This is a genomic window from Pseudosporangium ferrugineum (assembly GCF_003002065.1).
Classification (GTDB): Bacteria; Actinomycetota; Actinomycetes; order Mycobacteriales; family Micromonosporaceae; genus Actinoplanes; species Actinoplanes ferrugineus_A.
Map to the genome: position 1 here is coordinate 424,261 of NZ_PVZG01000003.1, position 21,262 is coordinate 445,522.

Consider the following 21,262-nt stretch of genomic DNA (forward strand, 5'->3'; position numbering starts at 1 on the left):
CTATCTCGCAACAAAGTTGCGAGTGAAGAACCCCTGCATATAGGACAAAGAACCCCCGCGTTTTGCCGCAGCGCGACAAAAGCGACACCCTTTTTCGATCATCGTTTTGCGGGATTCAGAAGAGGGTCCCCTCCATCTCGGCGGCCGGCTCGGGGGTCGTCAGCTGGGGGCCGTTGTTGCGGACGTTGCCGACGTCGGGGCGGACGGCGCGCACCTCGATCGCCTCGAGGGCGGCCTCCGGCAGCGGGCGCAGGAGCTCGTCCGGCTCGCCGCCGCCGGCCAGCCAGGGCTCCCATCGCTCCCGCGGCAGAATCAGCGGCATGCGGTCGTGCACCGCGCGCAACCCGCCGAGCGCCGCGGTGGTGAGCACGCTGCAGGTCATCGTCTCGCCGCGCCACATGGTCCAGATGCCGGCGAACGCCAGCACGGAGCCGGGCGCGGTCATGTAGTACGCCTGGCGCTGCTTGCCGGTGCGGACCCACTCGTACCAGCCGTCGGCCGGGACCAGGCAGCGCCGGCGCTGGAAGGACGAGGCGAAGGCCGGGGAGGTGGCCACCGTCTCGGCGCGGGCGTTGATCATGCGAGCGCCGGCGCGGAGGTCGGTCGCCCACGGCGGCACCAGGCCCCAGCGCGCGGTGTCGACGACCCGGGCGTCCCGGCGCTGCGAGACGCGGATCAGCGGCACGGGGTCGGTCGGCGCCACGTTCCAGCTGGCGGCGGGCGCCTCGGCGACGGCGACCGCGTCGAACAGCTCGCCGAGGTCGGCCTCGCTCTTCGTGGTCGCGTATCGCCCGCACATGTCCGCAGACCCTACGCCGCAGCCGGTGCGCCCGCTGACCCGTCGGGGCGTACCGAAGCGGACGGCCCGGACGGGCACCCGGCAGAATGGGGGCCGTGACCGCAGAACCCCGCCCGTGGACCGCCCCCGTCGCCACGGGTCCCGTCGCGTCGGCCGTGCGGCTGCCCGGCTCGAAGTCGATGACCGCGCGCGCCCTCGTCCTGAGCGCCCTCGCCGGCGGCCCGTCGGAGATCCGCCGGCCGTTGCGTGCCCGCGACACCACCCTGATGGCGGCCGGCCTGCGCGCGCTCGGCGTCGCCGTCGACACCACCGGCGCGGACGCCTGGACGGTCGTGCCGGGACCGCTGCGGGGTCCGGCCACCGTGGACGTGGGTCTGGCCGGCACGATCATGCGCTTCGCCCCGCCGGTGGCCGCGCTCGCCGAGGGCACGGTCACCTTCGACGGCGACCCGCACGCGCGCAACCGCCCGCTGCGGCCGATCGTCGAGGCGCTGCGCTCCCTCGGGGTGGACATCGACGCGTCGCCCAGCGGCGGCCTGCCCCTCGTCGTCCGCGGCACCGGCACGGTCGGGGGCGGGGAGGCGGTCATCGACGCCTCGGGCTCCAGCCAGTTCGTGTCCGGCCTGCTGCTCTCCGCGCCGCGCTTCGCCAAGGGCCTGGTGCTGCGCCACGAAGGGCCGCCCGTGCCGTCGGCGCCGCACCTGCGGATGACCACGCACATGCTGCGGGCCGCCGGCGCCCTCGTGGACGAGAGCGTGCCCGACGTCTGGACCGTCGAGCCCGGCGCGCTGAGCGGGCGCACCTGGGACATCGAGCCCGACCTGTCCGGCGCGGCCCCGTTCTTCGCCGCGGCCATGGTCACCGGCGGCGCGGTCACCCTGGCCGGCTGGCCGCGCGACAGCTGGCAGCCGGCCGGGGTCGTGACGGGCCTGCTCACCGCCCTCGGGGCCGAGGTCAGCCAGGACGAGGACGGGCTCACCGTCCGGGGCACCGGCGCCCTGCACGGCATCGACGCCGACCTGTCCGAGGTCAGCGAGCTCACCCCGGTCGTCGCCGCGCTGGCCGCGCTCGCCGACTCGCCGTCCGCGCTGCGCGGGGTGGCGCACATCCGCGGCCACGAGACCGACCGCATCGCCGCGCTCGCCCGCGAGCTGGGCCGGGCCGGCGCCGGCGTGGTCGAGCACCCCGACGGGCTGGAGATCACCCCCGGACCGCTGCGCGCGACCACCTGGGAGACGTACGCGGACCACCGGATGGCCCACGCCGCGGCGGTGATCGGCCTCGCCGTCGAGGGGACCGCCCTCACCGACGTAGCGTGTACGTCCAAGACCCTGCCCGAGTTCCCCGAGCTCTGGGCCGGGCTGGTGACGGGGGGCTGACGCTGCCGGCGCGCAAACGGGAGTACGACGAGGACGACGTCCGGATCCGTCCGGGCCGGTCGTCGCGCCCGCGTACCCGGACCCGGCCGAAGCACGAGGACGCCGTCGACGCGCTCGTGATCACCGTCGACCGCGGGCGCTACGGCTGCGTCCGGGAGGACGCCGACAGCGAGGCCGAGATCATCACCGCGATGCGCGCCCGCGAGCTGGGCCGCAAGTCGGTGGTCGTCGGCGACCGCGTCAAGCTGGTCGGCGACGTCTCCGGGGCGCCGGGGGCGCTGGCCCGCATCGTGCGGATCTCCGAGCGCACGTCGGTGCTGCGCCGCACCGCGGACGACGACGACACCACGCCGGAGGGGCGGCTCGAGCGGGTCGTGGTCGCCAACGCCGATCAGCTCGTCATCGTCAGCGCGCTGGCCGACCCGCCGCCGCGGACCGGGTTCATCGACCGGTGCCTGGTGGCCGCGTACGACGCCGGCGTCGACCCGCTGCTCTGCCTCACCAAGGCCGACCTCGCCGGGCCGGCCGCGGTCCTCGACTACTACGCCGAGCTGGACCTGGCGTACGTGCTGGTGCAGCCGGACAGCGACCTCGCCGAGCTCCGCGAGCACCTCGCCGACCGCATCTCGGTGCTGGTCGGTCACTCCGGCGTCGGCAAGTCCACGCTGGTGAACCGGCTCGTCCCGGACGCGCTGCGGGCGGTCGGCGTGGTCAGCGCGGTCGGCAAGGGGCGGCACACCTCGACCAGCGCGGTCGCCCTGCGGCTGCCCCGGGTGCTGCGCAGGGGCGACCCGGGCTGGATCGTCGACACGCCCGGCATCCGCAGCTTCGGCCTGGCCCACGTCAGCGCCGACAGCCTGCTGCACGGCTTCCCGGACCTGGTGGAGGGTACGGTCGACTGCCCGCCCAACTGCGGGCACACGGCGGCCGACACCGAGTGCGCCCTGGACGCGTGGGTGGTCGCGGGCAAGGCGGACGCGCGCCGGCTGGCGTCGTACCGGAGGCTTCTCAGCAGCCGCGCCGGCGAGCTGGACGTCCGCGACCAGGCCGGATGACGATCGGCTAGTTTGCCCGCATGGCTACGTACGCCGACGACCTCGCGCTCGCCCACCTGCTGGCCGACACCGCCGACTCGATCTCCATGGCCCGGTTCCGGGCGCTGGACCTGCACGTCGAGTCGAAGCCGGACCTGACCCCGGTCTCCGACGCCGACACCGCCGTCGAGCAGGCGATCCGGTCGACGCTGGCCCGCGCCAGGCCGCGCGACGGTGTGATCGGCGAGGAGTTCGGCAGCTCCACCGCGCCCGCCGGGGCGGGGAACCGGCACTGGGTGATCGACCCGATCGACGGCACCAAGAACTTCATCCGCGGCGTGCCGATCTGGGGCACGCTCATCGCGCTCATGGAGGGCGAGCGCCCGGTGGCCGGGCTGGTCTCCGCTCCCGCCCTGGGCCGCCGCTGGTGGGGCGCGCAGGGCCACGGCGCGTACGCGGGCCGGCACCAGCACGCCGCCACCCGGCTCTCGGTCTCCGCGGTCCGCAAGCTCGGGGACGCCAGTTTCTGCTACTCGAGCCTGTCGGGCTGGGAGGAGGGCGGATATCTGGAGCCCGTGCTCGACCTGATGCGCGCCACCTGGCGGAGTCGGGCGTACGGGGACTTCTACGGCTACATGCTGCTGGCCGAGGGCGCCCTCGACGTCATGGTCGAACCGGAGCTGTCGCTGTGGGACGTGGCCGCCCTGATCCCGATCGTCACCGAGGCCGGCGGCACCTTCACCGACCTGGCCGGACAGCGCGCGCCGGGCGACGGGAGCGCCATCGCCACGAACGGTCACCTCCACCAGGAGATCCTCTCCCGGCTGGCGCGCGGCCGGGCCTGACGGACCGTTCGTCCTCCGGACTGCTCCGAAGCTGGTCTATTCTCGCTCCGTGATGTCCGCGGGCTGGTTCTTCCTCGGTGCGATGATCGCCGCGTACGGGGTGGCGAACCTGTTGCAGTCCGTGGCCGCCGCCCGCACCAGCGTTCATCACACCTTCGACCCGCAACTGCTCGTGCGACTGGCCTGTCACCGTACGTATCTGTTCGGGCTCATCTGTCAGGTCCTGGGCTTCGTCCTGGCGTTCCTGGCCCGGCGGGATCTGCCGCTGTTCCTCGTGCAGGCCAGCGTGGCGGCGGGGCTCGGGGTCACCGCCCTGCTCGGCGTCCTGGTGCTGAAGTGGGCGCTGCCGGTCGCCGAACTGGCGCTGCTGGCCCTGCTGCTCGGCGGGATCACCGCGCTGGTCCTGTCGGCCCAGCCGGCGCACTCCCGCCAGCTCGGCACGGCCGGGGTGATCGGGCTGGCCGTCGCGGTCGTGGCGCTCGGCGTGCTGGGCTTCTTCGCCGTACGCCTGCACGGCGCGATGGGCTCGGTCGTGCTCGGTTCCCTGGCGGGCGTGGCGTTCTCGGCGGCGGCCATCGCGGCCCGCCCGCTGGCGATGGAGAAGACGGTCGCGGGCTTCTGCACCGACCCGCTGCTCTATCTGCTGGTCGCCCACTCGATCGTGGGTCAGCTCCTGCTCGGCCTGGCCATGCAGCGGGGCTCGACCACCGCCGCGGTCGCCGCGATGGATGCCGCCGGGGCGGTGCCGGCGGCGATCGTCGGCCTGCTGCTGCTCGGCGACCGCATCCATCCGGGGCGGGAGTGGCTGGCCGGGGTCGGCTTCGTCGTGACGCTGGGGGCGGTCATCGCCCTGACCAGGTACGCCGAGCCGCAGCACCATCACGCGACGGCCCGGCCACCCTCCGGGCGCCTGCCCGACGCGGCACGCCTGCGCACGGCCGCCCGCTGAGTGCATGAGCGGCGGCACACCGGGTAAGAGCAGCACATGACCATGCCTCGCTTATGCCCCAAATCGCGCAAAATGCGGTAAAGCCCGCCCGCCTCCGCAATGCGAAAGCCGTACGCGTTATGCACAATGGAGTGATCATGCCGAGCGAGGTGCGACATCTGGTCGACGGCGGACAGACCTACCCGGTCGTCCGGCTGACCGGGGTGCTCGATGCCGGCTCGGCGCCCGCCGTGCGGGCCGCCCTCCTCGAGATCCTCGCCGGCCAGCCCGAGGCGCTCGTGGTCGACGTCCGCGACCTCACCGTGGGCGAGGCCGAGGCCGCCGCCGTGCTGCGCGAGGTCGCCGCCGCCACCGCCGACTGGCCCGGCGCACACCTGGTCATCTGCGCCGACGGCGACGGCAGCGGCTGGCGCGGCACCGGCCTGCCGATCTGGCCCGAGCCCGCCGACGCGTTCGCGGCGCTCGGCGAGCCGGCCCCCGAGCACTTCCTCTCGCTCAGGCTGGAGCCGGTGATGGGCGCGGCCCGGCGCTCCCGGGAACTGGTCACCGAGGCGTGCGCCCGCTGGGAGATGCCGGACCGGGCCGGCGGCGCCTGCATCGTCGTCACCGAGATGGTCAACAACGTGGTGGCGCACGCCCGCACCTCGATGACGGTCCTGGTGGGGCGGCACGGCGGCGGGATGGCCGTCGCGGTCCGGGACGGCTCGTCGCACATACCCAGCTTCACCGGCAGCCCCGTGCCCGTCACCTCGTACGGCGGTCGCGGCATGCTGCTGATCGACTCCGTGGCGAACCGCTGGGGCTGCCTGCCGGTGCCGGACGGCAAGGTGGTCTGGGCGTCCCTCGACGGCGACGAGGAGACCGGCGATGTGGCCGGCCCAGGCATGGCGGGCCCCGGCCGGGGGTAAGTTCCGGATATGCGAGACGACGACTTCCCGACCGAGGTCTCCGACCCCGAGGCGTCCGGCCTGCCCGAGACCGCGGACGACGATTCGAACGCGTACGACGCCGTGGACAGCCCGCGCTGGGCGGACGGCCCCGACCCGGCCGCGCTCCCGGGCGTCGGGCCGGGCGGCTCCAACCGCTTCGGCGACACCGCGGAGGAGCAGCGCGAGGGCGAATCGCTCGACTACCGCCTGCGCCAGGAGGAGCCGGACGTCGGCGCGGAGGACCCGCTGCCCGCCCGCCGCGACCCGTACGACGAGACGGTCGACGACCCGGAGCAGCGCCGCCTCGACGCGGACGTGTGGGGCCAGAGCCCGACCTCCGACCCGAACTCGGCCGTTTCCCTGTACGACGACGGCCAGCTCGACGACGACGCCCCGCAGCCGGTGGGCCGCCTGGTCGAACCCGACGAGGGTTACGGCTACGACGACGAGCCCGACAACGTCGCGTACGACGCCGGAGCCGCGGGTGGCGGCGCCTCCGCCGAGGAGGCCGCCATGCACGAGACCAACGCGCCGCGCTACCGCTGACCGCACCCCCGGCCGCTCCCCGGGGGCGGCCGGGTGCTCAGTCCAGCCCCTGCTCGATCGCGTAGCGGGTCAGCTCGACCCGGTTGTGCAGCTGCAGCTTGCCCAGCGTGTTCTGCACGTGGTTCTGCACCGTCCGGTGGCTGAGCACGAGCCGCTCCGCGATCTGCCGGTACGACAGCCCCTTGGCGACCAGCCGGAGCACCTCGGTCTCCCGCTCGGTCAGCTTCGGCGCCATCCCGTCGTCGCCGGCCGGCTCGACCGCCAGCCGCCGGAACTCGCCCAGCACCAGCCCGGCCAGCCCCGGCGTGAACACGGTGTCGCCGGCGGCCGTACGGCCCACCGCGTCGAGGAACTCCGCCTGCGCCGCGGACTTCAGCAGGTAACCCGAGGCGCCCGCCTTCACCGCGTCGAGCACGCTCTGCTGCTCGCCACTGGCGGAGAGCATGAGCACGCGTACGCCCGGCACGGCGGTCAGCAGCCCGTTGATGACCTCCACCCCGGAGATGTCCGGCAGCTGGAGGTCGAGCACCACCACGTCCGGGCGGGCCGCGGCGGCGATGCGCACGGCCTGCCGCCCCTCGCCGGTGGTGGCCACCACCTCGTAGCCCGCCGCCGCGAGGTCGCGGGCCACCCCGTCACGCCACATCGGGTGGTCGTCCACCACCATCACCCTGACTGCCACGCCGATCAGCCTATGACCTGGGCACGGTCATCTCGACCTCGGTGCCCTGGCCGGGCGCGGAGGTGATCCGCACCGTGCCGCCGAGCTCGGCGATGCGCCCGCGGATGGACTGCGCCACCCCCAGGCGGCCCTGCGACTCGGCCTCGGCCAGCCGGTCGGCGGCGATGCCGCAGCCGTCGTCCCGGACGCTGACCGTCACCGACTCCGGCTCGTCCTCGACGAGCACCCACACCTTGGTGCCGGGGTCGCAGTGCCGGGTGACGTTGTCCAGCGCCGCCGCCACCGCGGCGGTCACCTCGTTCGCGGTCCGCGAGGGCAGGCGGACCGCTCCGGCGGGTGCCGCGACCGACACCGTGGCCGACGCGTACGGGTCCAGCAGCGCCATGAGGTCGACCTCCGCCCTCTCGTCCACCGGCTCCGCGGAGCGTCCCGTGACGAGGGTGCGCAGCGCCGCCTCCTGCTCCCCGGCGAGCCGCGCCAGCTCCCCCGCCTCCCCGTCGAGGCCGGCGCCCCGCCGCTTGACGAGCGCGAGAACCTGGAGCACCGAGTCGTGGATGTCCCGGGCGAGGCGCTCCCGTTCGCGGGTGGCCGCCTCGAGCTGGATGGCCCGTTCCAGCCGCCGCTGGGAGACCTCGGCGATGCCGACGAGGTAGCCGACCGCCAGCGCGGCGAGCAGCATCAGCACCGTGCCCGTGTACGCCGCCTGGTCCCAGTGGTTGCGCACGATCAGGTCGGTGGCGCCCATGGCGAGGGCCGCGGCGATGCCCCCGCGCCGCCCGCCGGCCACCGCCCAGGCGATGACCGGGGCGACGTGCCAGGCGACGGCCAGGGTCGGGGTGCCGTGCCGCAGCGCGTCCGCCCCGACGATCCAGGCGCTGGAGGCCATCACGGCCATGGTGACGAGCAGGTCGGCCGCCAGCAGCGGCGGCTTGCGGCGGGACGGCACGGAATACGCGTACGTGGTGAACACCGTCCAGCCCGCGGTGAGCGCGAGCACCGGCCAGACCAGCATCGGCCGCTCGTAGTCCCGCACGTTGCGGACCACGAGCACCGCGACGTAGACCAGAGCGGCGATGCGATACACCGCGACAGCGCGCCACAGCGGGGCCTGCAGCCCACTCGTTTCCGCCATGCGCCGACCCTACTCAGGGAGCCGAATGATCAGGCTTCGCATACTGTCGAGGCATCGCTGAATTGCTCGTGTCCGAGGCGTTCGACCGCAGCGGGGTCACCGCGCTGCGGCATGTCGTCGCGTCCCGGGCCGCCGAGTCCGGCCTGCGCGGCGACCGGCTGGACGGTTTCGTGATCGCGGTGAACGAATTGCTCACCAATGCGGTGCGGCACGGCGGCGGCCTCGGCCACGTCGCGGTGTGGTGCGTCACCGGCACGGTGTACTGCGAAGTCACCGATCGGGGCGCCGGCCTGGCCGAGCTCCACACGGACCGGCCACCACCCGGCGAGCCGGGCGGCTGGGGCCTTTACCTCGTCCGGGAACTGACCGACACATTCGAGATCAGAACCGGATCGGAAGGGACAGCGGTACGCATCTCCAGCCGTACGGGTGACTGAAACCTGAATGTTTTTTTAAATACCCACCGGACTACTTGACGTGCGGGCAGGGATCTTCTTAGGTCTCTGCTGACGCACCAGCACCATCCGCCGCCCCCGGAGGACCCCCGTGCCGCGACACAGCGCGCCGAAGCAGCCTGCCTGGCTGCGACCCCGACTCGTCGTGACGCTTGCCGTCGCCGCCGCCGGACTGGCCACCGCCGTCTGGCTGCCGACGCGCAACGACAGCGCCGACGCCGCGGAGCGCAACCGTTTCGGTAGCGGCCAGAACCGTTTCCCGGCCCCGCTCGACCGCTTCGCCGACGACTTCGACGGCGGCGCCGGCAGCACCGTGGACCCGAACAAGTGGATCCTCGACACCAGCCGGGGCGACAACGGCTTCCAGTTCAGCCAGAGCACCCGCAACGCCCGGCTGGACGGCGACGGCAACCTGCTCCTCACCGCGCGCTCGGGCGACCGCGCCGGTGCCACCACGGCCCGGCTGGTCAGCCGGAACACCTTCCGCCGCGAGTCGGGCCGGGTCGAGGCCCGGGTCCGCGTCCCCGGCGGCGAGGGCCTGCGGCCGGCGATCACCCTGGCCGCCGGCCGCCCGGGCAGCGAGGCGGTCGACCTGCTGGCCGAGCCGGTCACCGACGGCGACTTCCACACGTACGCGATGAGCTGGACCGCGGAATCCCTCACCCTGTCGGTGGACGGCCGCACGGAGCGCCGCCTCCGCATCCCCGGCGCCGAGACCGGCCAGGCGTTCCGCCTGGTGCTGAGCCTGGCGGTCACCGACCCGCAAACCGCCGAGCTTCCGGCCCGGATGGCCGTGGACAGCATCAACGTGGACGCGGCGGAGGAGGCGGAGCAGCCGCCGTCGTCCCCGCCCTCCGCTGCCCCGTCCGCTCCCCCCTCCGCCCCGCCGTCGCAGGAGCCGAGCACGCCGCCGGCCGAGGAACCCACCACGCCTGCGGCCAAGGCCTGGGAGCCGTTCGTCGACTACGCCGCCGGCGACATCGTCACCTTCGAGGGCAAGCGCTACGAGGTGAAGGAGGCGCACACCTCGCTGCCGGGCTGGGAGCCCACCGCGTTGCCCAGCCTGTTCAAGAAGTTGTAAGAAAAGGCGTTATCCGGGGGCCGGGGACCAGTCTCCCTTGACTGAAGGCAGTCGATTTGTAAAGACTGCTTAAAATCACCTCTTCCCCCGGAGGATCATCCCCATGCGCAGAGCGAGAATCCTGCTCGCCGCGGCAGTCGTCGCGGTGACAGTCGCAAGCGGCCTCGTGGCCACCTCCCGCAACGACACCGCCCAGGCCGCCATCGGCGGCATCTCCTGGCGCGACGAGTTCGACCTTCCGGCCGGCACGCCGCTCGACCAGAGCAAGTGGAAGTTCGACATCGGCGGCAGCGGCTGGGGCAACAACGAGCAGCAGTACTACACCAACTCGACCAGCAACGTCGTCCACGACGGCCAGGGCCACCTCGCGATCACCGCCCGGCGCGAGAACCCGGCCGGCTACCAGTGTCACTACGGCACGTGTCAGTACACGTCCGGCCGCATCCTGACCGCGGACAAGTTCAGCCAGACGTACGGCCGCTTCGAGGCCAGCATCAAGATCCCGCGCGGTCAGGGCATCTGGCCGGCGTTCTGGATGCTCGGCGGCAACAACTGGCCGACCACCGGCGAGATCGACATCATGGAGAACGTCGGCTTCGAGCCCAACACCGTCCACGGCACCGTGCACGGCCCCGGCTACTCCGGCGGCGAGGGCATCGGCGGCGGCCGCACCATCGGCGCCCCGCTGAGCGACGCCTTCCACACCTACCGGGTCGACTGGTCCCCCAACCTGATCGTCTGGTATCTCGACGGCTCCGAGTACTTCCGGGTCACCCCGTCGAACCTCGGCGGCGACCGGTGGGTGTTCGACCACAACTTCTTCATGATCCTCAACGTGGCGGTCGGCGGTCAGTGGCCCGGCTACCCGGACGGCACCACCCAGTTCCCGCAGACGATGCTGGTCGACTACGTCCGCGTCTCGTCGTGGACCAACGACGGCGGTGGCGGCGGCACCGGCACCGGCAACTCGCTCAAGTCGAACTTCAGCGGGCGCTGCATCGACATCCCGGGCGCCAACCCGGCGGACGGCTCGCGGCTCCAGATGTGGGACTGCAACGGTAGCGACGCGCAGAAGTGGACCCCGCAGGCCGACGGCACGCTGCGGGCGATGGGCAAGTGCATGGACCCGGCCGGCGGGGCGCTCGGCAACAACACCCCGATCCAGCTGGTGACCTGCAACGGCAACCCGGTCCAGCGGTTCACCCTCTCGGCGGCGGGCGACCTGGTGAACGTCTCGGCCAACAGGTGCGTCGACATCAAGGACTGGAACAGCGCCAACGGCGCCGCGCTCGTCCTCTACGACTGCCACGGCGGCAGCAACCAGAAGTGGACCCGGGTCTGACGGTTCGCGCGATTCCGGCCGGCGAGGGCTCAGCCCTGGCCGGCCGGTCTCATTTCCGGACCGCGAACCGGTCGCCGTAGACGCGCCAGGCCAGGGGCGCGTTCAGGTCCAGGTTGCCGGCCCGCAGGAAGGCGCGCTGCGCGGTCTCGACGCGGGTGACGTCGGTGTGCGCCTCCTCGGTCCGCATCTCCGCGACCCGGACGTCGAGGAACTCGTCGAGCCACAGCGTCTCGTCGCCGCCCTGCTTCGGCGTCCGGACGTCGCGCATCGCGGCCGCCCGGATCCGCCGCAGCCCCGACATGCCGTGCATCACCGCGGCGTCGTAGTAGGCGAACTGGCCGAGCGCGCGCAGGCCGTCCGAGCTCGCCAGCGTCACCGCCGGGCCGAAGTACAGCCGGTCCCGCTCGTCCTCCTGCGTCTTCTGGAACACCGGGTCGGCCGCGGCCCTCTTCCAGGCCGTGGTGAAGCCGGGGTCGAGGCCGGCGTGCGAATCGGAGCCGTCCACCGTGCGCAGGGCCGGCAGGTATCCCGCGAGCCTGTTCCGCGGGGAGCGCCGGGTGTACTCGGACACCAGCGCGAGCATGTCCGAGGTGCCCGAGCAGAAGCCGACGATGCCCGCCGTGTAGCCCCGGCCGTCGCCGATGTCCTCGATGTAGCCGTACTGGCCGCGCCAGTCGAGGGTGGAGTTCTCGGCGGTGGAGACCAGCTGGAACGCGAGCTCCCGCTTGCGTGCGTCGGTCAGCCCGCGGGCGGCGGCGGGCACGGTGGCCGGCGCGCTCGTCACCGGGATGGCCTTGACGGCCGGGCCCGGCCCGTACACCTGGATCTCCCGCAAGGAATAGCCGGACGCCCACGCGCGCTGGGTCGCCAGCACCCGCAGGTAGCGCCCGGTGCCCTTGAGCCGCTTGACGTCGTCGGTGCCGCCGTCGCCGGCCGTCTCGCGGTGCAGGTCGGTCCAGCTCGCGCCGTCGGCCGACACCTGGATCCGGTACGCCCGCGCGTAGGCCCCGTCCCAGATCAGCCGCACCCGGGTAACCGCCTGCGCCCGGCCGAGGTCGAGCCGCAGCCACTGGGTGATCGCCGGGGTGCCGCTCGTCCAGCGGGTCGCCGGGTCGCCGTCGACGGCCATGACGCCCGTCCGCGCGGCGTCCTTGGCGCTGGACGCGAGCACCGGATGGCCGCGCGAGAGCACCACGTCGGGCGCCGCGTCCGCGGTCACCGTGATCGCCAGCGGCACCGTGCACACCGCCGCGATGCCGACGCCCAGCGCGACCACCTTCGCCCGCATCCCCACCCCTCGACGGTAGGGCGGGGGTGTCAGCGGCGTTTGCGGTTCCGCGAAATCAGGACGAGGGCGAGGATGATGCCGCCGACCACCAGCAGGCAGCACAGGCCGCCGAAGATCGGGAAGAGGCCGAAGCCGCCGCGCCGCCGCCGCGACCTGGCCGCCTCGATCGCGATCCCGTCGACGCCCTTCGCGGCAGCCCAGGCGTGCACCGGCACGACGAGCGTCAGAACCGCGCCGGTCACGGCCGCGCCGATCCGGGTGAACCATTTCGCTGCAGAAGACATGGGCCAAGTCTGGCGGACCCTCGCAAGACCCGCCGCACCGGGACTGAAGGTTTCAGGGCAGGGTATGCACGAGGAACCGACGACAAGGGGGCGTTAGTGGACGCTGAGCTGACCGCGCTGGCCGAGGCGCACGGGGTCGCGACCTGGTACGAGGACTGGCACCGCGAACGCCGCGACGTGGCCGCGGAGTCGGTCGCCGGGGTGCTGGGCCTGCTCGGTGTGGACGCCTCGACACCGGAGTCCGTGCGGCGGGAGCTCGCCGCCGTGCGTACGGCCCGCGAGCAGCACCGGCTGCCCGGCACGGTGGTGGTCCGCGAGGGCGAGCAGCGGCCGTTGCCCGGCGCGGGCACGATCGTGCTGGAGGACGGCACCTCCCGCGAGGTGACCGCGGTGCCGGACGACCTGCCCCTGGGCTGGCACCGGCTGCGTACGGGCGGACAGGACGTCACCCTCGTCGTGGTGCCGCCCCGGCTGCCCGAGCCGCCGGAGACGTGGGGCTGGATGCTCCAGCTCTACGCTCTGCACTCGGACGCGTCGTGGGGCATGGGCGACCTCGGCGACCTGCGGACCTTCGTCGAGGGCAGCCACGGCGCCGGGCTGGTCCTGCTGAACCCGCTGCACGCCGTCACGCCGACGCTGCCCGTACCGTCGTCGCCGTATTCGCCGTCGAGCCGGCGCTTCGCCAACCCGCTGTATCTGCGGGTCGCCGCGACCGACGCCTACCGCCGGGCCGATCCGGCGCTGCGCGAGCAGGTGGACGCCCTCAGGCCCCGCCCCACGGCCGACGGCCTGATCGACTACAGCGCGGTGTGGCAGGCCAAGCGGGCCGCCCTCGAGCTGCTGTGGCCGCTCGCCGGCGAGGTCGACCTCGACGCCGACCCGGGGCTCACCGACTTCGCCGTGTTCTGCGCCCTCGCCGAGAAGCACGGCGCCAACTGGCAGGAGTGGCCGGAGGAGTTCCGCCGGCCGGACACCCCGGAGGTGCGGGCCGCACGCAAGGGCGACCGGGTCGCGTTCCACGTCTGGTTGCAGCGGCTCCTCGACGCGCAGCTCGACGCGGCGAACGAGACCGCCCGGGCCCAGGGCATGCCGGTCGGCGTCGTGCACGACCTGGCCGTCGGCATCGACCCGAGCGGCGCCGACGGCTGGCTGCTGCAGGACGTGCTCGCGGCCGGGGTGCACGCGGGGGCCCCGCCGGACGCGTTCAACCAGCTCGGCCAGGACTGGGGGCTCGCCGCCTGGCGGCCCGACCAGCTCATCGAGACCGGGTACGCGGCGTACCGGGACATGCTGCGGCGGATCTTCCGGCACGCCGGTGGCCTGCGCGTGGACCACGTCGCCGGGCTGTGGCGGCTCTGGTGGGTGCCGCCGGGCATGGGGCCGGCCGAGGGCACGTACGTGCACTACGACCCGGACGCGATGCTCGGCATCCTGGCGCTGGAGGCGCACCGGGCCGGCGCGGTGGTGATCGGCGAGGACCTCGGCACGGTGCTGCCGGTGATGACCGAGACGCTGGCGCGGATGAACATGCTCGGCTCGGCGGTGCTGTGGTTCACCCGGGACTACAAGAACGACCCGGACGAGGGTTACCTGCCCGCCGAGCGCTACCCCCGCAACGCGCTGGCCAGCATCTCCACCCACGACCTGCCCACGGCGGCCGGGTTTCTCGCCGGGGAGCAGGTCCGGGTCCGCGACGAGCTCGGTCAGCTCGCCAAGCCGGTGGAGGAGGAGCGCGCGTACGCGGAGAAGGACCGGGCCCAGCTCCTCGCCCGCCTCACCGACGAGGGCCTGATCACCCCGGGGAGCACGCCCGAGGAGATCATCGTCGCGATGCACGAGTTCCTGGCGCGCACCCCGTGCCGGCTCGTCACCGCGGCGCTCTACGACGTGCTGGGCGAGCTCGACCAGCCCAACCTTCCCGGTACGACGGACGAGTACCCGAACTGGCGGATGCCGCTGCGCACTAGCCTGGAGCAGATCGTGGCGGACCCGCGGGTGGCGCGGATCGCCGGAGTGCTGAGCGCGAGGAAGGGCGTGGCCCGATGAGTTTCCTGGACAAGGCGAAGGAGTTCGCCGACAAGCACGACAAGCAGGTCGACCAGGCGCTCGAGAAGATCGGCGACGAGGTCGACAAGCGGACCGGCCACAAGTACTCGGACCACATCGACAAGGGCGTCGACGAGGCGCAGAAGCGTACGGGCGACGGCGACACCCAGCAGCGGTGAGCCGCTGACCTCCCGGCCGCTCGCGACTCAGATCGCGAGCGGCGGGGGCGGCGGGTCGTCGTCCAGCGCGAACAGCATCGGGTGGACGGCGAGCCGGTGGTCCCGTTCCCGGCAGCGCACCGGCGGGAGCAGCGACGAGCGGTGCTCGGGGTGCTCCGCGCAGTGCCGCATGGCCCGGCTGACGGCGTCGCGGTGGTGCCGGCCGCCGCCGTACTCACCGCAGCCGGCACAGTCCCAGCGCCAGTACGCCGGGCCGTCCTCCGACTCCTGCCGGCGAATCCTCAGCGGCGGACCCGCGAGGTCGGCGCTCCGTTCCACGAGCTCGGCCAGCGCGCTGGCACCCGTACCCGACACCCTTCACCCCCGTGATCGTCGATCGCGCCCAGTCTGGACCGGGCCGTGCCGATCGCCGGGGTGTTTCACGTTTCCGGGGCCGCCATTCACTCGCAGCGGTGCTCCGCCGCTGGTCGGGCCGTGGTCCGCAGCGGCCCGGGTGTTACCGTGGTCGATCAGCGGTGCTCGGAGGTGGCTCAGTGGTGTTCACCCACTCGGCGTTCCTCTACGACGCCGACACCGCGTATGCCGAAACCCTCGGCGGGTTCCTCCGCGACGGGCTGGAGCGCGGCGAGACGGTGGCGGTCGCCGCCGGTCCCGAAGCGACCCGGCTGCTGCGCGACACCCTGGCCGGCCTGGCGGATTCGGTGCGCTTCCTGCCGGCCGACGAGTGGCACGTCCGCCCGGTCCGGACCATCGCGGCCTGGGCGGGGATCCTGGAGGCCGCGGCGGCGAGCGGCAGCCCGTTCGTCCGGCTGGTCGGGCAGATTCCGTACGCCGCCCCGTACGACTCGTGGCTGCGCTTCGAGTCGGCGCTGAACCGCAGCCTCGACTCGCTGAACGGTCACCTGCTGTGCCCGTACGACCGCCGGACCCTGCCCACCGCGCTGATCGGCGCGGCGGCCCGCACCCATCCGCGCGTGCACGACGGCGACTGGCGTGACAGCCCCGGCTACGAGAGCCCGGAGACGTTCCTGACGGCGCTGCCGGAGCCACCGTGGCCGGTGGACGGCGCGCCGGTGGTGGTGGCGCCGATCGACGGGCCGGTGGCCCCGCTGCGCGCCCTGGTCCGCCGGCTCGCCACCGGCTGGCTGCCGGCCGACCGTCTGGAGAGCCTGGTGCTGGCCGTCAGCGAGCTGGCGACGAACGGCATCCGATACGGCGGCACCCGTCGCGAGCTGCGCATCTGGGTCACCGCCGAGGCCGTGGTCGCCGAGATCACCGACGACGGGCCGTCCGGGCCCGCGCCGCTGGCCGGCTACCTGCCGCCCCCGCCCGGCACGATCGGCGGCATGGGCCTGTGGCTGGTCCACCAGCTCTGCGACGCCTTCGCGGTGCACCAGAGCGACGGGCTCACCCGCGCCCGCTTCGCCCTGCGCCGCGCCTGACGGCCGGGCCCCGCCTAGCGTGAACGCACCAGCCCCAGCGCCGCCGGCCGGACCCCGGGGAAGACGCCGGCCACGTCGGAGACGCCGCAGCGGGCGCGCAGGATCTCGCCGATCACCGCCCGGTAGTCGGTGGTCACCGCGAGGTCGCCGTCGACGAGCTTGCCCTTCGCCAGGCCGGGCCAGCGCCCGTACACCTTGCCGCCCTTGACGCCGCCGCCCAGCACGAACATGGCGTTGCCGTAGCCGTGGTCGAGCCCGCCCGAGCCGTTCTGCCCCACCCGCCGGCCGAACTCGCTGAGCGTGACCAGCGTGACCCGGCCCAGGCCGGCCGGGCCGAGGTCGGCGGCGAAGGCTGCCAGCGCGGCGGCGAGGTCGGCCAGGTGCTCGTACATCCGCTTCCCGGGTACGGCCGTGCCGAGGTTCTCGTGCATGTCCCAGTCGCCGGAGTCGACGCAGGCGCTCATCAGGCCCACGTCCGACTTCACCAGCCGGGCCACGTCGCTCAGCGCCCTGCCCAGCTCGGTGTCCGGGTACGCGGCCCCGTTCGCCGGCGTGTACCCGGCCGCCTTCAACGTCGCGGTCGTCGCCAGCGCCGACGTGGCCATCGCGGCGGTACGGGACAGGGCGGCGGGCGCGTTCGCGTACAGCGCCGCCATCGTGCCGGCCATCGGCCGCTTCTCGTTCTCGCCGCTGAGCACGAACCGGTCCACGCTGGTGAGCCCGAGGTCGGCGGCCGGTCCGGCGAGCACCCGGGCCGGCATCGCGCTGCCCATCGAGACGGCGCCGAAGACGCCCCCGCCGCCGAGCCCGCCCATCATCCGGTCCAGCCAGCCGGTGCGCACCGAGGTGCCCGGCGCCGCCCGTTCCAGTTCCTCCATCGCCGAGAAATGCGAGCGGTTCGGCGCGGGCTGGCCGACCGCCTGGACCGCGGCCAGCGAACCGTTGCGCCAGTACGGCAGCAGCGGCGCCAGCGCCGGGTTCAGCCCGAACGTCGCATCACCGCCGATGAGGCGCGCCTTGGGCACGGCGATGCCCGGCCGGGCCGCGTAGTACGCGGGGTCGCCGTGCGGCACGACGGCGGACAGCCCGTCGAAGCCGCCGCGCAGCGACAGCAGCACGAACACGTCGCCCCGGTAGCCGGGCGACGCGAACGCCAGCTGGGTCGACAGCAGGTCCCCGGCGAGGCCCGCGAGGACCCCGGCCGCCCCGCCCGCGAGCAGGGTGCGCCGGCTGATCGTGCAGCCGCAGTTCTCGTTCGCTTCCACGGTCACCTCAGCGCGAAGTAGGGAGAGTTGAGGAGCAGGGCCACCAGGTACGGGAACTGCCAGTCCGCGACGGCGTCCCGCGGCTTGAGGCGGGATTCGGGCGTCTTGCCGAAGAACCCCGCGAGGGCGGCGCTGTGCTCCGGCGCCACGCCGCGTCCGAGCAGCCGGTTCGCCACGACGTCGATCAGGGCGCCGTACGTGGCCGGGAGGGTGCTGCCCGCGTACGCCCGCAGCAGCGAACCCGGCCGTTGCAGCGTCGTCGGGTACCAGCCGGCGGCGATGCTCAGGTGCGCGTTCCACCGGATGACCTGGCCCGAGGGCGAGGCCCAGGCGCTCGCCACGTCCGGGTAGCCGTTCGGCGGCGCCCAGGCCATCGGCGCCTGCCCGGCCGAGTCGCTGATCCAGTACAGGGCGGTGAGGGCCTGGGTGCCCGACGGTTCCGGGCCGAAGCCGAGCGTGCGCACGGTGGCGACGAGGTCCTCGTACGGCGTCCGGGTCTTGGCGCCCACCGACGCGGCGAACTCCGGCGAGGTGAACAGTGCCCGCAGCACCGGCACAATCGCGGTCCGCTTGTCGAGGTAGACCTTCGCCAGCCGGGTGACCAGCGACGCGGGCGGGTCGTCGGCGACGAACCGGACGCACAGCTTGGTGGCGATCCGCCGGGCGGTGGCCGGGTGCAGCGCCAGATGGTCCAGCAGGGCCATGGCCGCCGTCTGGCCGCCGGCGGCGCTCTTGTTCGCGTGCCGGAAGCCCATCACCTTCACCGCGCCGGTGGCGTGCCGCGCGGCGTCGTACCGGTACGCGCCGGTGTCCCAGTTCACGGTGAGGCCGGTGAGCAGCCGGGCGGCGTTCCGGACGTCCGACTCGGTGTAGCCCAGCCCGACCGTGTGCAACTCGAGCAGTTCCCGGCCGTAGTTCTCGTTCGGCGCCTGCCGCGTCGAGAACCGGTTGTCCAGGTACGTGAGCATCGCCGGGTGGCGCGCGCTGGCCTTGAGCATGTCGGAGAAGCGGCCGAGCGCGTACGCCCGGATCACCCGGCGGTCGTAGTCGGGCCGGCTCTCCCACACGTCGCCGGCCGGGTTGGCCACGTGCAGGTGGTTGGACCAGAACTCCACCATCGTCTCGAACAGCTGGCGCTCGCTCCAGATCGCCCGTGCGAGGGTGGCGGCGCCCAGCTGGTACATGGGCTCCCAGCCGTACTGGCGGATGGTGCCGGAGCGGGCCTTCGCGCGTACGCCGTCGACGGTGAGCGCGCTCAGCGGCAGCCGCGCGACCAGGCCCTCGGCGGTCTTGTCGCCGATCGACGCCGGCGCCAGCTGCCGCTCCAGCCACGCCGAGGCCCCGAGCCGGCGCGCCTCGGCGAGCGAGGCCGGGGTCGGGCCGTACGTGGCGCGGCGCAGCAGATGCGACAACGCGTCGGCGGGCAGGAAGTCGGAGGGCACCGTCACGCCACCTGTCGTCGGCGCCACGCCGCATGATCATCGGATTCGGGCAGCCGTGCTCCGGAACCGCAACCGACGTACTGTGCAGCCGTGGCACAGCGCAGGCGGGGCGAGCGGCGGGTCGAGACGGTCGGCTCCGGCGTCGCCGAGCTGGTGCCGGACCCGGACCGCCCCGGCGGCTGGACCCTGCTGCTGGACGGCGCGCCGCAGTCGCACGTCGACCTCGGCGACCCGGCCCACCTCGAGTTCGAGTACATCCGCCGGATGGCGGCGGCGATCGACCTGATCGCGCCGCCGGGCACGCCGCTGCGCGCGCTGCACCTCGGCGGCGGGGCGCTCACGCTGCCCCGCTACGTCGCGGCGACCCGGCCGGGGTCGCCGCAGCGGGTGGTGGAGATCGACGGGCCGCTGGTCGACCTCGTGCGCACGGCACTGCCCTGGGACCCCAGGGCCAAGCTTCGCGTACGGGTGGCAGACGCGCGCGAGGCCGTCACGGGCATGCGCGACGCCGGGTACGACCTGGTGATCGTGGACGTGTTCGCGGGCTCGCGCACCCCCGCGCACCTCGCGTCGGTCGAGTTCGTCCGGGAGGTGGCCCGGGTGCTGGCGCCCGGCGGCTGGCTCCTGGCCAACGTGGCGGACGGCCCGCCGCTCACGTACGCCCGCACCCAGGTGGCCACGATCAGCGCGGTCCTGCCGGAGGCCTGCCTCGTCGCGGACGCGGCGATGCTCCGCGGCCGCCGCTTCGGCAACCTCGTCGTCCTGGCCGGCCGCACCCCGCCGCCGGTGGCCCCGCTGAGCCGGCGCGCGGCCGGCGACTGGTTCCCCGGCCGGGTGGAGACGGACCTGGCCCGCTTCACCGGCGGGCGCCCGCCGGCCACGGACGCCGACGCGGTCGCGTCCCCCGCTCCGCCCGCGGGACTCTTCAGCACGAAGTCCTGAACGCCCCGTCGCGAGGCGGCAATTTGACACTGAGACGTCTTGTTCCGGATTCCGCAGGCCGATCTAATCGAGGGATGCTGGACCAGCCCGAGGCCTTCGGCCCGCTCCAGGGCGGCGAACGCATCCTGTGGCACGGCCACTGCGCCGTCGCGGAGTACGCGTTCGACCGCGCCGCCTCGCTCCCGCGCTGGACCCTGCCCGAGACCACCGAGGTGCTGGTCACGGACCGGCGGCTCGGCTACGCGTACACGTCCCCGGAGGGAATCACCTCCGGCGAGCTCCGCTGGCTGTATCCGCAGCACCTCCGCGTCCAGCCCGGCACCCGCGGCCGCCCGGCGTCCCCGACCCAGATCCAGCTCGTCTGCACCGGCACGGACGGCTCGTTCCCGGCCCTGGTCCTGGCGGGCGGGGACGTCACGGAGCCGGCCGGCGCGGACCGCCTCGCGAACGTCATCCGCCACGCGATCGCCCGCTTCCGCATGGACAACGCGGAGAAGCTCGGCCTGACGACCCCGCAGGCCCGGATGCTCTCCCGCCTGCTGATCGGCCCGGAATTCACCAACTACCAGGGCGGCGAGGGCCAGACGGTCTCGGTGCTCGGCGCCCTCCCGGTCCCCCACCAGACCCCGTCGGTCCGCCCTCACCCCGTCCCGGCCCACGCCCTCCCCGACCCCCGGCCGGCACACCCCGCCCCCGGGCCCGCGCATGCCCTTCCCGAGCCACCCACCACCCGCTCGCTCGCCGAGCCGTTCTCACCCACCGCGCGGCCGGCTTCGGAGCCCGCGCGTGCTCTTCCCGAGCCGGCGCGGCCGGCCGGCGGGGGTCGTGGGGCGCGGGCGGGTGGTTACCGGCCCGGCCTGGCCGCCGACGAGCAGCGCGCCCAGCTGGCCGCCGCCGCCGAGGAGGCGGCCCTGCGCGCCGAGCCCGATCTGGCCTCGCGGGCCGCCGACCTCGCCGCCCGGGTCGCGCACCTGGTGGCGGGCGCCCCGGAGCCGGAGGCCGAACGCTCCGAGCAGCCGACGACCGACCTCACCGCCCGCGCCGAACGGGTCCGCCGCGCGGCGGCCCGCTTCGCCGCCAACTCCGGCCGGGGCAAGTCCGCGGCCCGCCACCCGGACCAGGAGATCGGCACCACCACCCGCGGCAACCGCAACCGCTGATCACACCCCCGGCCCGGCCCGCCGGGTGTCCGGCCCGTGCC

The 21,262-nt window shown here is 73.9% G+C and carries 22 protein-coding genes; 14 read left to right on the forward strand and 8 right to left on the reverse strand.

Annotated features, from left to right (window positions below; translation table 11 throughout):
* Window positions 1-115: 115 nt before the first annotated feature.
* The gene (locus tag CLV70_RS09285) at window positions 116-799 is read right to left on the reverse strand and encodes an SOS response-associated peptidase (RefSeq protein ID WP_106125970.1); all 684 of its coding nucleotides are present in this window, start codon (window positions 797-799) and stop codon (window positions 116-118) included.
* Between the two features lie 86 nt (window positions 800-885).
* Between CLV70_RS09285 and aroA the strand changes: the two genes are divergently transcribed.
* From aroA to CLV70_RS09315, 6 genes are all read left to right on the forward strand, one after another.
* On the forward strand, window positions 886-2,178 hold the full coding sequence (gene aroA / locus CLV70_RS09290; protein WP_106125971.1) for a 3-phosphoshikimate 1-carboxyvinyltransferase: 1,293 nt from the start codon (window positions 886-888) through the stop codon (window positions 2,176-2,178).
* A gap of 2 nt (window positions 2,179-2,180) precedes the next feature.
* Complete coding sequence (gene rsgA / locus CLV70_RS09295) at window positions 2,181-3,233, forward strand: ribosome small subunit-dependent GTPase A (RefSeq protein WP_211303703.1); 1,053 nt, start codon at window positions 2,181-2,183, stop codon at window positions 3,231-3,233.
* A 20-nt stretch (window positions 3,234-3,253) separates the two neighbouring features.
* A complete protein-coding gene (gene hisN / locus CLV70_RS09300) occupies window positions 3,254-4,057 on the forward strand; it encodes a histidinol-phosphatase (protein ID WP_106125972.1) in 804 nt (267 codons plus the stop codon).
* A gap of 49 nt (window positions 4,058-4,106) precedes the next feature.
* On the forward strand, window positions 4,107-5,006 hold the full coding sequence (locus CLV70_RS09305; RefSeq protein ID WP_106125973.1) for a hypothetical protein: 900 nt from the start codon (window positions 4,107-4,109) through the stop codon (window positions 5,004-5,006).
* A 137-nt stretch (window positions 5,007-5,143) separates the two neighbouring features.
* Window positions 5,144-5,914, forward strand: a complete 771-nt coding sequence (locus CLV70_RS09310) for an ATP-binding protein (protein WP_170148590.1) — start codon at window positions 5,144-5,146, stop codon at window positions 5,912-5,914.
* A 9-nt stretch (window positions 5,915-5,923) separates the two neighbouring features.
* The gene (locus tag CLV70_RS09315; RefSeq protein WP_106125975.1) at window positions 5,924-6,481 is read left to right on the forward strand and encodes a DUF5709 domain-containing protein; all 558 of its coding nucleotides are present in this window, start codon (window positions 5,924-5,926) and stop codon (window positions 6,479-6,481) included.
* A 37-nt stretch (window positions 6,482-6,518) separates the two neighbouring features.
* Here CLV70_RS09315 and CLV70_RS09320 read toward each other — a convergent pair whose 3' ends face one another.
* Together CLV70_RS09320 and macS are read right to left on the reverse strand one after the other, a co-directional pair.
* Window positions 6,519-7,148 (reverse strand): response regulator, encoded by a 630-nt coding sequence (locus tag CLV70_RS09320; RefSeq protein ID WP_211303705.1) that lies wholly within the window; start codon window positions 7,146-7,148, stop codon window positions 6,519-6,521.
* A gap of 25 nt (window positions 7,149-7,173) precedes the next feature.
* On the reverse strand, window positions 7,174-8,295 hold the full coding sequence (gene macS / locus CLV70_RS09325; protein ID WP_170148591.1) for a MacS family sensor histidine kinase: 1,122 nt from the start codon (window positions 8,293-8,295) through the stop codon (window positions 7,174-7,176).
* A gap of 62 nt (window positions 8,296-8,357) precedes the next feature.
* Between macS and CLV70_RS09330 the strand changes: the two genes are divergently transcribed.
* The 3 genes from CLV70_RS09330 to CLV70_RS09340 all read left to right on the forward strand — a co-directional run bounded on the left by CLV70_RS09330 (window position 8,358) and on the right by CLV70_RS09340 (window position 11,173).
* Window positions 8,358-8,732, forward strand: a complete 375-nt coding sequence (locus tag CLV70_RS09330; protein ID WP_245908123.1) for an ATP-binding protein — start codon at window positions 8,358-8,360, stop codon at window positions 8,730-8,732.
* A gap of 163 nt (window positions 8,733-8,895) precedes the next feature.
* The gene (locus CLV70_RS09335; RefSeq protein WP_106125978.1) at window positions 8,896-9,831 is read left to right on the forward strand and encodes a carbohydrate-binding protein; all 936 of its coding nucleotides are present in this window, start codon (window positions 8,896-8,898) and stop codon (window positions 9,829-9,831) included.
* Window positions 9,832-9,934: 103 nt separating this feature from the next.
* On the forward strand, window positions 9,935-11,173 hold the full coding sequence (locus CLV70_RS09340; RefSeq protein WP_106125979.1) for a glycoside hydrolase family 16 protein: 1,239 nt from the start codon (window positions 9,935-9,937) through the stop codon (window positions 11,171-11,173).
* A 49-nt stretch (window positions 11,174-11,222) separates the two neighbouring features.
* Here the strand turns inward: CLV70_RS09340 and CLV70_RS41695 are convergent, their stop codons facing one another.
* Together CLV70_RS41695 and CLV70_RS09350 are read right to left on the reverse strand one after the other, a co-directional pair.
* On the reverse strand, window positions 11,223-12,461 hold the full coding sequence (locus CLV70_RS41695) for a chitosanase (RefSeq protein WP_106125980.1): 1,239 nt from the start codon (window positions 12,459-12,461) through the stop codon (window positions 11,223-11,225).
* 29 nt (window positions 12,462-12,490) lie between these two features.
* Entirely contained in the window at window positions 12,491-12,745 is a 255-nt protein-coding gene (locus CLV70_RS09350) for a hypothetical protein (RefSeq protein ID WP_106125981.1), read from the reverse strand.
* Between the two features lie 96 nt (window positions 12,746-12,841).
* On the opposite strand from CLV70_RS09350, the gene malQ reads away from it, so the two are divergent.
* Window positions 12,842-14,791 (forward strand): 4-alpha-glucanotransferase, encoded by a 1,950-nt coding sequence (malQ, locus tag CLV70_RS09355; RefSeq protein WP_106125982.1) that lies wholly within the window; start codon window positions 12,842-12,844, stop codon window positions 14,789-14,791.
* Window positions 14,788-14,970 (forward strand): antitoxin, encoded by a 183-nt coding sequence (locus CLV70_RS09360; protein WP_106125983.1) that lies wholly within the window; start codon window positions 14,788-14,790, stop codon window positions 14,968-14,970. The genes malQ and CLV70_RS09360 overlap by 4 nt, the downstream gene beginning before the upstream one ends.
* Before the next feature lie 27 nt (window positions 14,971-14,997).
* Here CLV70_RS09360 and CLV70_RS09365 read toward each other — a convergent pair whose 3' ends face one another.
* The gene (locus CLV70_RS09365) at window positions 14,998-15,324 is read right to left on the reverse strand and encodes a hypothetical protein (protein ID WP_245908124.1); all 327 of its coding nucleotides are present in this window, start codon (window positions 15,322-15,324) and stop codon (window positions 14,998-15,000) included.
* Window positions 15,325-15,503: 179 nt separating this feature from the next.
* Here CLV70_RS09365 and CLV70_RS09370 point away from each other — a divergent pair, with 179 nt between their 5' ends.
* On the forward strand, window positions 15,504-16,412 hold the full coding sequence (locus tag CLV70_RS09370) for an anti-sigma factor RsbA family regulatory protein (protein WP_158277732.1): 909 nt from the start codon (window positions 15,504-15,506) through the stop codon (window positions 16,410-16,412).
* Window positions 16,413-16,426: 14 nt separating this feature from the next.
* On the opposite strand, the gene CLV70_RS09375 is transcribed toward CLV70_RS09370, so the two are convergent.
* Window positions 16,427-17,677: a DUF1501 domain-containing protein gene (locus tag CLV70_RS09375; RefSeq protein ID WP_106125985.1), complete on the reverse strand. Its 1,251-nt coding sequence runs from the start codon at window positions 17,675-17,677 to the stop codon at window positions 16,427-16,429.
* Between the two features lie 2 nt (window positions 17,678-17,679).
* Window positions 17,680-19,146, reverse strand: a complete 1,467-nt coding sequence (locus CLV70_RS09380; RefSeq protein WP_106125986.1) for a DUF1800 domain-containing protein — start codon at window positions 19,144-19,146, stop codon at window positions 17,680-17,682.
* A gap of 63 nt (window positions 19,147-19,209) precedes the next feature.
* On the opposite strand from CLV70_RS09380, the gene CLV70_RS09385 reads away from it, so the two are divergent.
* Together CLV70_RS09385 and CLV70_RS09390 are read left to right on the forward strand one after the other, a co-directional pair.
* Window positions 19,210-20,061 carry a spermidine synthase gene (locus CLV70_RS09385; RefSeq protein ID WP_106125987.1) on the forward strand — a complete coding sequence of 284 codons (852 nt, stop codon included), beginning with the start codon at window positions 19,210-19,212 and terminating at the stop codon, window positions 20,059-20,061.
* A 74-nt stretch (window positions 20,062-20,135) separates the two neighbouring features.
* A complete protein-coding gene (locus CLV70_RS09390) occupies window positions 20,136-21,221 on the forward strand; it encodes a translation initiation factor 2 (RefSeq protein ID WP_106125988.1) in 1,086 nt (361 codons plus the stop codon).
* Window positions 21,222-21,262: the final 41 nt, after the last annotated feature.